Source organism: Succinatimonas hippei YIT 12066 (assembly GCF_000188195.1).
Lineage (GTDB): Bacteria > Pseudomonadota > Gammaproteobacteria > Enterobacterales > Succinivibrionaceae > Succinatimonas > Succinatimonas hippei.
The window spans coordinates 1-10,300 of record NZ_GL830955.1 but is presented as its reverse complement, the minus strand read 5'-3'; the positions used below and the strand labels follow the sequence as shown (position 1 = coordinate 10,300).

The 10,300-nt window shown below is 40.4% G+C and carries 7 protein-coding genes; all 7 read left to right on the top strand.

Translation table 11 applies throughout. The annotated features are described in order from the left end of the window. Positions 1-128 precede the first annotated feature (128 nt). The 7 genes from HMPREF9444_RS01915 (at position 129) to HMPREF9444_RS10420 (ending at position 10,294) form a co-directional block, all read left to right on the top strand. On the top strand, positions 129-2,051 hold the full coding sequence (locus HMPREF9444_RS01915; protein ID WP_009142638.1) for an aminopeptidase P family protein: 1,923 nt from the start codon (positions 129-131) through the stop codon (positions 2,049-2,051). A gap of 12 nt (positions 2,052-2,063) precedes the next feature. Next, positions 2,064-3,434: a CDP-diacylglycerol--serine O-phosphatidyltransferase gene (gene pssA / locus HMPREF9444_RS01910; RefSeq protein ID WP_009142637.1), complete on the top strand. Its 1,371-nt coding sequence runs from the start codon at positions 2,064-2,066 to the stop codon at positions 3,432-3,434. Positions 3,435-3,453: 19 nt separating this feature from the next. Then, complete coding sequence (locus tag HMPREF9444_RS01905; protein ID WP_009142636.1) at positions 3,454-4,668, top strand: MFS transporter; 1,215 nt, start codon at positions 3,454-3,456, stop codon at positions 4,666-4,668. Between the two features lie 4 nt (positions 4,669-4,672). Next, entirely contained in the window at positions 4,673-6,805 is a 2,133-nt protein-coding gene (gene recG, locus HMPREF9444_RS01900) for an ATP-dependent DNA helicase RecG (protein ID WP_009142635.1), read from the top strand. Next, on the top strand, positions 6,777-8,834 hold the full coding sequence (locus tag HMPREF9444_RS01895; RefSeq protein ID WP_009142634.1) for a hypothetical protein: 2,058 nt from the start codon (positions 6,777-6,779) through the stop codon (positions 8,832-8,834). Before recG ends, HMPREF9444_RS01895 begins: the two co-directional genes overlap by 29 nt. Positions 8,835-8,907: 73 nt before the next feature. Beyond that, positions 8,908-9,612: a FadR/GntR family transcriptional regulator gene (locus HMPREF9444_RS01890; RefSeq protein WP_009142633.1), complete on the top strand. Its 705-nt coding sequence runs from the start codon at positions 8,908-8,910 to the stop codon at positions 9,610-9,612. After that, positions 9,599-10,294, top strand: a complete 696-nt coding sequence (locus tag HMPREF9444_RS10420) for a lecithin retinol acyltransferase family protein (RefSeq protein ID WP_009142632.1) — start codon at positions 9,599-9,601, stop codon at positions 10,292-10,294. The genes HMPREF9444_RS01890 and HMPREF9444_RS10420 overlap by 14 nt, the downstream gene beginning before the upstream one ends. Positions 10,295-10,300 lie beyond the last annotated feature (6 nt).

Genomic DNA, 10,300 nt, shown 5'->3' with positions numbered 1-10,300 from the left:
GGATCTTCGGCCTTTAGGCCGGTGAGGATGTCAAAATGGAGAATTACAACAAGAAGATCTTTAATTCGTATTAAAATTAAATATTACTACACCTTGTAAACGGTGCTTTTTCTTAGAGAACGTCATAAATGGAAGAACATAACCAAAAAAATTTCGCGCCGATTCTTTCTAATTTAAAAAAAGAAATGGCCAAACAGGAAATAGACGCGATTCTTATTTCCCATGATGACGAATTTCTTTCTTTTGAATTGCAGGATGATAGTCAATATCTTGCATACATAACAGGTTTTACCGGGTCTGCCGGTTTTGCCTGCATTTATGCCCATGATTTAACTCAAAACGTTAAAGTTAAAAACGGCAAAACAAATGAAGAACAACTGTTAAGCTGCCCCAATGCGGTATTCATTGACGGGCGCTATAAAATACAGGTAACCGAACAAACTGATCCCGAAATTTTTGATACTTTCAATTTCAGCGAAGTATCACCTGCCGACTGGCTATGCGCAGTACTTGAAAGCGGTCAAAGCGTAGGCGTTGATTTAAACCGCATCAGTTATGACTACTATTTAAAATTAAAAGAGCAACTGAACCTTTTCGGCATTGAACTTAAAAAGCTTAAATACAATCTTATTGATGCCATCTGGGAGGATCGCCCCGAACACTTTTATTCAAAAGTTGAAATTTATCCTGACGAGTTCAACGGCTGTCCGAGCCTGCAAAAACGTCAAGCTTTATCTGAAGAATTAAACCGTCGCGACATTGACGCAACCGTCATCCCAGATCCGGAAAGCGTCTGCTGGCTTTTAAATATCCGCGGACGAGACAGAAAAGGGCTTCCGGTTATCAACAGCCGTGCTGTAGCTTACGCAAACGGCGCTCTTGAATGGTATGTTGATTCAAAGCACCTTGATGATGAAATACTGGCAACGCTTGAAGATCACTTCGGACACGTGGATATCTTCAGTATAGATAATTTTAATGACGTGCTTGAACGTTTGTGCAACTCTCAGGCAAAAGTTTATATCGATCCTAAAAACGCTAATGCCCATATTTTAAATTCTCTAAAAGAAGGCGGAGCTACTGTAATTGAAGGCTTAGGGTTATGCCAAATTCCTAAAGCCTGTAAAAATCCCGTAGAAATAGCAGGAGAGAGACGCGCTCACATTAAAGACGGAATAGCCATGTGCCGCTTTCTGGCTTGGCTTGATGAGCAAACGGCCCCTGAAAGCAGCAACGATATTGAAGCCTATCAAAGACGAGTTGCCGATATTGATGAAAAAATCATGGCGGATAAAGCTGAATCTTACCGTAAAATCGAAGGAGATTTTATCGAGCCTTCCTTTGATACTATTTCAGCTTTAGGCCCTAACGCCGCCATGTGCCATTACAATCATCTTACCGCAAAGCACCCGCGCGCTTTAGGCAATGACGCCATGTATTTAATCGACAGCGGCGCTCATTACATCGAAGGGACTACCGATATTACCAGAACGGTATTGGTAGGGCCTAACATCAGCGAAGAAGAAAAGCGCATGTACACTTTGGTTCTTAAATGCCATATAGCTCTTGCAACTACAATCTTCCCCAAAGGAACTACAGGACTGCAGCTTGATGCTATCGCCCGCCGAAATTTATGGGATTACGGTTTTGACTATGAACACGGTACCGGCCACGGCGTAGGACACCTTTTATCGGTACATGAAGGGCCTGAAGTCATTTCTTCACGCCAATCATTAATACCTCTTGATGTAGGCATGGTAGTATCAATCGAACCGGGATTCTACGCTGCCGGTCTATACGGAATAAGACTTGAAAATTTAGTGGTGGTTGAACAGTGTTCCGAGACCCATTTAGGTCACATGCTGCATTTTTCACCATTGACATTAGTGCCTTTTGATACAAGACTTATTTTAAGAGAAATGCTTACCAACAAAGAACGTGAATGGCTGAATAATTATCATCAGCGCGTACACCAGGTAATCAAAAATGCCGGAACCACTCTTTCGGATATGGAAGTAAACTTCTTAACCAAAGCTACGGCACGCATCTGAGAAGGATCTGACATGCTCTTTTTGAAAAAAAGTTTACACGGAACTCTATACAGTGCAACCAGGCTTCAGCAAATGCCCGTAATTGCAGTAAAAGCCGTTAATTACAACATTCTTGAAAGGCCGGCTCATTTCAGGCAGAGGATGCTTGAACTTATAGCCCAAGCCCGAAACCGGATTATGATGACGGTCTTATATCTGCAGGACGATGAGGCCGGAAGAGAAATCCTTGACGCACTTTATAAAGCGCAGGAGAAAAATCCTAAGCTTCATATCTGCATATACGTAGACTTTCATCGTGCTCAACGCGGTCTTATCGGTCAGGAGCAATCCCTCGGCAACAGTGCTCTTTACTATAAGATGGCCGAAAACAGTCCGCATCCTCCGGCAATTTACGGTGTTCCTGTAAAAAGACGCGAAATTTTCGGCGTTATGCACTTAAAAGGCTGCGTATTTGACGATACGGTTTTGTACTCGGGAGCAAGCATCAATGATGTTTACTTAGATAAAAACGGACGTTATCGTCTTGATCGCTACCACGAGATTCAGTCAAAAGAACTTGCAGATACTTTATGTTCTTATACTACTTCAGCCTTTCATATTAACTTTGCCGTACAGGACTTTTCCCAAGGAAAGGTAAAGAGCGCAAAAGAAGTAAGCGAAGAAATAAGACAACTGCAGCATCACCTGACTAAGACCCAGTACTCTTTTAAAAACAACCGTCTGCACGGTGACGAAGTCGGAATCACCCCGCTGGTCGGTTTAGGAAAAAAAGGAAACATTTTAAATAAAACCGTTTTATGGCTTTTATCAGGCGCTAAAAACAGCCTTTTTATTTGTACTCCTTATTTTAATCCCCCCAAAATTCTGCAGCAGGCGCTGGAAGCAGCTTTAATGCGCGGCGTAAAAATTACCTTAGTAGTAGGAGATAAGGTAGCGAATGATTTTTATTTAAAACCTGAAGAAAAATTCTCTCCTATAGGCGCTGTCCCGTATATTTACGAACAAAATTTGCGTGCCTTTGTCATCAAATTCCAAAACCTTATCGATCAAGGCAAGCTTAAAGTAATGCTGTGGAAGAACGGTACTAACACATATCATTTAAAAGGGATCTTCGCTGACAGAAATCTTGCTCTTATTACCGGAAATAATTTAAATCCAAGAGCATGGAGCCTTGACTTGGAAAACGGTCTTTTAGTCCACGATCCGCACCATTTGATGCAGGAAAAATTCGGACATGAGCAGCAATATATTTTAAAACACACCACTCAAATTATGTCTGAAAAGGATCTGGACGATTTCAGTCAATATCCTGAACAGGTAAGAAAACTTTTAACCAAAGTAAAACGTTTTAAAGCATCTATTTTCATCAAACAGCTGCTTTAAACCAAAGGACGGTTCTGACATGTCGTGGAAAGCCAAGCTTATTGTCTTTACCATTTGCATCTACTTCACGTCGGCAAGTTACACAATGATTGTGCCTTTCTTGCCTCTCTATCTGCTTGAACTTGGTGCAAATCAAAACAATATCGAATTTTGGACCGCGGTTATTTTTTCCGTCAGTTTTTTCGTCGGCGGAGTAATGGCCCCGTTATGGGGCAAACTTGCTGATAAAAAAGGACAAAAAAGCATGTCAGTACGATCTTCTGCCATGCTGTGCATCGCTTATCTTTGCGGCGGAATAGTCGTCTCACCGCTGCAGCTTTTAGGCATGCGCGTTCTCCAGGGCTTTGCCAACGGTTATCTTCCTTCCGTTTTGTCCCGCGTATCATCCTTCTCCCCGACTGATAAATTAGGATCATCTTTAGGTTTCATTCAATCATCCCAACTGGTAGGAACCGTAAGCGGACCTTTAATCGGCGGAGTGCTGGCGCATTTATTCGGTATGAGATCTTCATTCTTCATTGCCGGAACTTTTTTACTGATCGTTTTTCTGGTAACGGCATTCGTTCCCGGTGAAGAGATAGCTAAAAATAACGAAAAACAAAAAAAATCTTCAATCGTTAATGATTTTAAATTCACCGTCAAAGATAAAAACCTACGCGAACTTTTATCACTGTTTTTCCTTTTCTCTCTGGTCATGCTTGCAATTCAGCCGATTTTGTCGCTGTACGTCGGTGAGCTTATAGAATCACGTGAAGACATGGCTTTCTACGCCGGAATCGCCTGCTCTTTGCCTTCATTTGTAGGAGCATTCACTGCTCCTTTTTGGGGAAGTTTCGGGCAAAGACGCGGTTTTTATCTTTCCATGTCTTGTGCTTTTTTCGGTGCGGCTTTTTTCATATTTATCCAGGGATTTGCCCAATCAATCACATATCTTTTCGTGACCGGTGCCGGCATGGGACTATTTATCGTCGGTATCGTTCCGAGCATCAATGCTGCTCTTTCCCTTGCCACCACCCCGCAATTTCGCGGGCGCGGTTTCGGCATGATGACGATGGCAGGACAATTCGGATGCATGTTGGGACCGCTTTTATCCGGAGCCGTCGTTCATACTTTCTCCCTTAACGTACAATTTCATATTTCCGGCGCTTTTTTATTTTTAATGAGTTTTTATACCTTTAAGCGTCATATCCATTTAAAACGCATCCGCAGAAACAAATTTAAAAACCAAGGATAAGATCATGATTACTTCTGACGCTCAAATTAAAAATATTGATGTCAGTAATCTTAAAGGTGTCGGACCTAAGATTTCTTCAAGTCTTAACCGTCTTAAGATCTTCTCTTTATTTGATTTGATTTTTCACTTTCCTTTCCGTTATCAGGATCGAACCTACATCAGTAAAGTAAGCGATCTTACAACAGACAGCGGATCCGTTTTGTTATGTTTAAAAGTCAAAGCGGTAGAAGGCTTTGTCGGTTCTCGGGGCAAAGTATTAAAAATACTTTTTGCCGATGATACAGGAATTATTGAGGCCAGTTTTTTTAATACTTACGCAACCTTCGTCCACAACTTTACTTCAGGAAGACGCGTTCTTGCTTACGGCAGCATCAAACCCGATTATATGACCGGGCGCCCAAGCCTTGTCCATCCTGAAATTACCTTCTTACAAACGAATGAAACAGTTACTACGGAGGAATTTCTAACACCGATTTATTCTTCAACCGAGGGTCTTGGACAGGCTATTTTACGTAAAACGATAAAAACCGCTTTGGATCTTATTCAAAAAGCTCCGTTACCTGAAATTCTGCCCAAAAACTTAAATCCTTACGGAATGAGTTTATCTGATGCGATAAAAGGTGTTCATTATCCCCACCCGCAAAGCGACCATACACCGATAGTTCCGCAAAAACTGACGTCTTTTGAACGAATTTGTTATGAAGAGCTTATTGCTTATCAACTATGCTTATTATTGTTAAAAGTCAGCAACAGTTCGCACAAAGCCGCTTTAAGCGTAGCTTTCGATTCTAAACTCAGCGATGATTTTCTTCACAGTTTGCCTTTTAAACCGACTTTGGCGCAGCTTAAGGTTTTTAACGAAATACTGGAAGATTTAAATAAAGACATACCTATGGCTCGTCTGGTACACGGAGATGTCGGATCAGGCAAAACTTTAGTAGCGATTATGAGCGCACTGCAAGTAATAAAAGCAGGAGGTCAATGCGTCCTGCTCTCTCCTACCGATATTCTTGCCAGGCAGCATTTTGCCAAATGTTCATCCTTGCTAAAAGAGTTTAACGTAAACTGCTTGCTTCTAACCGCGTCAGAGCGCAAAAGCGATCGATTAAACCTACTAAAAGCAATCAGCGACGGCAGCGCCCAGTTTATCATCGGAACCCACGCAGTATTTCAGGATGACGTAATTTATAAGCATCTTGCGCTGGTAATCATTGATGAACAGCACCGTTTCGGAATTGAACAGCGCATTGCTTTACTGAATAAAGCACCGCAAGGAACATCTGCGCATCAGCTTGTAATGACGGCAACACCGATCCCCAGGACACTGCAGCTTGCCTTATATTCGGATTTGGAGGTCTCGACTATTGACGAACTTCCTCCGGGTCGGTGCCCAGTTATCACCGCCTTAATTCAAATGTCGCGCAAAGACGACGTCATAGCAAGGCTCAACGCAGTATGCAGTCGCGGTACGCAGGCATATTGGGTCTGTCCTCATATAGAAGAAGGAGAAAATGACGACGTTGCTTCGGCAAAAAGCATTTATGAAGAGATTTCACATAAACTGCCGCACCTTAAAATCGGACTTTTGCACGGACAGATGAATGCCAAACAAAAAAACATGGTTATGGAAGACTTTGCTGCAGGCAAAATAAGCATTTTGGCGGCAACAACCATTATCGAAGTCGGCGTGGATGTGCCCAACGCTACCATAATGATCATTAATAACGCCGAAAGACTGGGTCTTGCCCAGCTTCACCAGCTGCGCGGCAGAGTCGGCCGAGGATCGGCACAATCCTATTGCCTGCTTTTGCATAACGCCGATCCGGAAAATCAAATTGCGCAAAAACGTCTGCAAATCATGCGCACTTCAAACGACGGTTTTAAAATCGCCACCGAAGATCTGGCACTAAGAGGTCCTGGAGAAATTATCGGCACCAAGCAAGCGGGATTTGATACTTTTAAAGTTGCCGACGTAACGCGTGATCACCGACTCATTGAGAGTGCACGCAATAGTGCTTTATACTTAAAAGAGAACGGGATCAAAACCGCAGAAGAATTAATACGGCGCTGGTTCCCTCAATATTTAACAGCAAGAGACAATAAAAAAGATGGTAATTCCGTATCGCAGAGTTCATAAAAAAACATTACTTTCCCGTTTAATAAAATGGGCGGTAATATTTGCGATTTTTCTTGCCATAGTTTTATCCGTGCTGATTTTTTTATTTAACGGCAACAAAGTAAAAGAACCCCTAACGGATTTTATTAATAATAAACTAGGTACTGAATTTACCGTAAACTCTGTTGAATTCTCACCTTTATACCCTAATACCATAAAGCTTATCAAACCTGCATTTAACGATACGCTTAGTGCTGATGAAATCTACCTTGAAATAGATCTGAAAACCGCCTTTGCAGATAAAGTATTAGCCATACGTGATCTTTACATTAAAAATCTGCGCTTAAATCATGATGCACCGGAATTTTTACGGCAAAAACTCAGCACTTTAAAATTTGATGACATAAAGATTGCCGCTTTACGCATTGACGGCACTCCTGTGTACGGTTACGGTATAAAATCAGACAGCGCAAGGATCCGTTTATATAACATTACCTTAAATAAAGACTTAATCTATTCGGTAAAAGAAGGGAAACTATCTTTTAATAAAGGATCTTTTTTAAACCTGCCGTTTAAAAATTTGTCTTTTGCCTTTACTCATGAAGGAGATAATCTTAACCTAAAAGATTTGCATGCAGCTGTTTTAGGCGGGAGCATAGCAGGGGAAGGCAGCTATAACTTACAAAAACAAACATTTACCTTTAATCGGCTTAATCTTAACAAAATAATCATTAAAGACGGACTTAGCCCTTTTTCTTCTGTATCAATTAGCGGGAAAGAGGTTTCTTTAAATGATTGTCTTTTTACAAACCAAGAAATATTGCTGTCGGGCATCACAGGATCTGCTTCTTCTTTTTCTCTCTTGCACGGTAATATAACAGCCGATTTTAAAGGCTCTCTTGATGAAATCAGTCTTATTAAACACCGTTTAAGTCTTACCGATTCAACCGTGTCAGCAAGAGTAGGCTCTACAGAAACTGCAGGTAATATCATAGGTTCTCTTTTTGACGGAGATATTTCTTTTAATTTTAACTATCAAAATAAAGATAAAACTCTATCCGTTAACAATTTTAATTTGAAAAACAACAAAATAGAATATACATCTAATCTTGAAACGGCACTAAATGAATTTATAACCCCCCGTCAAATCTATATAGAAAGCTGTAATTTCTCCAATTTAGCTTTTATTTCCCATGTAAGCGATTTGCCTTTAAACATCCTTGACTTTAGCGGTAATATTGACAATCTTGCAATGATTAAAGGTAAAGTACAAAACCGCAAAGCCGGTATTATTAATCTTGATGTAAATTCTCTTACTTACAGTGATTTTCTATTAAACAAAATTAAACTTATCGCCACGATAAGTCCCGATCTGCTGTCATTATCGGCTCCGGAAATAAAATTCCGCAGCTCAGACGTCTCTCTGTCGGGAAGTCTTGCTTTAAAAGAAGGTCCGAGCTTTTTGCTGCTGCAAGGGAAAAACTTCAATTTAGCCGATCTTAATTCCAACCTGTCCCGAAGACTCCTAAGCGGAAGGGCTGATATCGAAGTCAATCTGCAAAGCTTCGGAAGCTTTGATAAACTAATCGAAAATACGGACGGTACCTTTTATTTAAAAAGTCCTGAAATGCTTGTTTCAAATCTCGCTCTTGATTACTTAAACGGCGGAGATGCCAAAACACGTAATTTCGCAGTCAAAGATTTATCTGCCGCTCTTTATGATAAAGACTGCGGCTTGTATGACCTCAACCTTTTAGGCAGTGTAAAGCGCGGCAATATTTACGTTTCAGGAAATTTCAATCTAAGCTCCGACAACGTTACCGCCAATTTACACATTGATTTGAGAACTATGTTAATTTCCGCTCTTTGCATTATTGAAAATAAGCTTGAAGGCAACACTACTCAAATCTCCGTAAGCAATAAACTTAACGATCCTAAAATCACTATAAAGCCGATACAGCGCGGTACGATTCGCCCCGGATTGTCAGACATAGACAAAACCGAAGAAAGCCAGAAAACTCAGGCTTTGGAACATGCCTCACAGAGTTAAGCTGTCATACATGTTTACACTGTTTTAAGAAACAGCTATATTTAAATTTGCATTCTCACTTTCGGGCATCGTTATGGAAACAAACACATCATCGACGCTAACCGTCAGAATAGAGCGACATCTTCTTGACACAATCAAAACCGCAAACCTGACCTCGGGCATGCCTATTCCCAGTGAAATACAAACCGTAAAAGATTTACAAATAAGCCGCGGAGTCGTGCGTGAAGCATATCGATCGCTTGAAAGCTTAGGCTTAATCGAAATCAAGAGCGGAAAAAGACCGGTAATTAAAGATCCTGATCCGGCAAGTCTTATTAAATTTTTAGACTTCCACCGCGATATCGGTCATTTTTCAATTGATGCAATCTTAGAGGCAGTACGAGGAATTGAACTTAGTGCCGTGCAGCTTGCTGTACAACGCGCTGATGATGATAATAGAAAAACTCTTAATAATATTTATTTAGAACTTGAAAAAAATGCGGATAAAAGCTTTGCTTTTCTTTCAGAACTGAAAAACTTCCATGAAACCGTTATTCTAATATCGGCAAACCCGATTTACCGATTGTTTTTCAGCGCACTTTATTCTCAACTAAATGCAAATCTTACTGAAGCTTTTCTTTCTTTAAGTAAAAAAGAAAAGAAAAAACTGCTTAAAATGCACAAAAACATAGTAAGCGCTTTTAATAACAAAAAATCCGCAGACAGTGCTTATGCCTTTATTGAATACGCTGATGCTTTAAAAGAAATATTGCTAAAACCAAAACATGCCGAAGAATAACGCTAAAAGCCATCAAACAGCTAAAAGACTTAAATTAAAACAAGGCGATCATTTAGTTGCCCAAAGGGTTTTGTATACCCATCACGGTTTATATATTGATGAAGGTTATGTAGCTGAATATTCTCTTGATTACGGAGTACATCTTATTTTACTTGATGAATTCATCGCAGATTCAAAATTAAGACTGCGCTGCCACGATCAAGCAAAATACTCACCGCAAGAGGCAGTGGAACGGGCCAAATCACGTCTTGGAGAATGCAGCTATAATCTTTTATTTTCAAATTGCGAACATTTTGTAAACTGGTGCATCGAAGGTAAAGAGTATAGCCGACAGGTAGATAATATTATCGGAATCTTCCCTCCGCTTGCTATGGCCTCCATGGTAAAAGAATTATCAGATAGTGCTTTTGACGTTATTTACAACAAAAAAGATCTCAAAGATGCCATCAATCAGGCAGCCGCATCTTCCAATATCAATCCTATTATCAAAACCGGAGAAATTATCGAAGACGTCAGCGGCATCAATGTACTAAATGAACTTGAACAGCAAACCGCCGCACTGAAACAAAACATTAAAAAATTTAAAAGTAAAAGAAAAAGCGAAATTTCAGACTTAAAGCAGGATATAAAAGATCTGCAAAATACTCTTATTAATGTATGGCAAAACGATGAACAGTACTGAGATCAC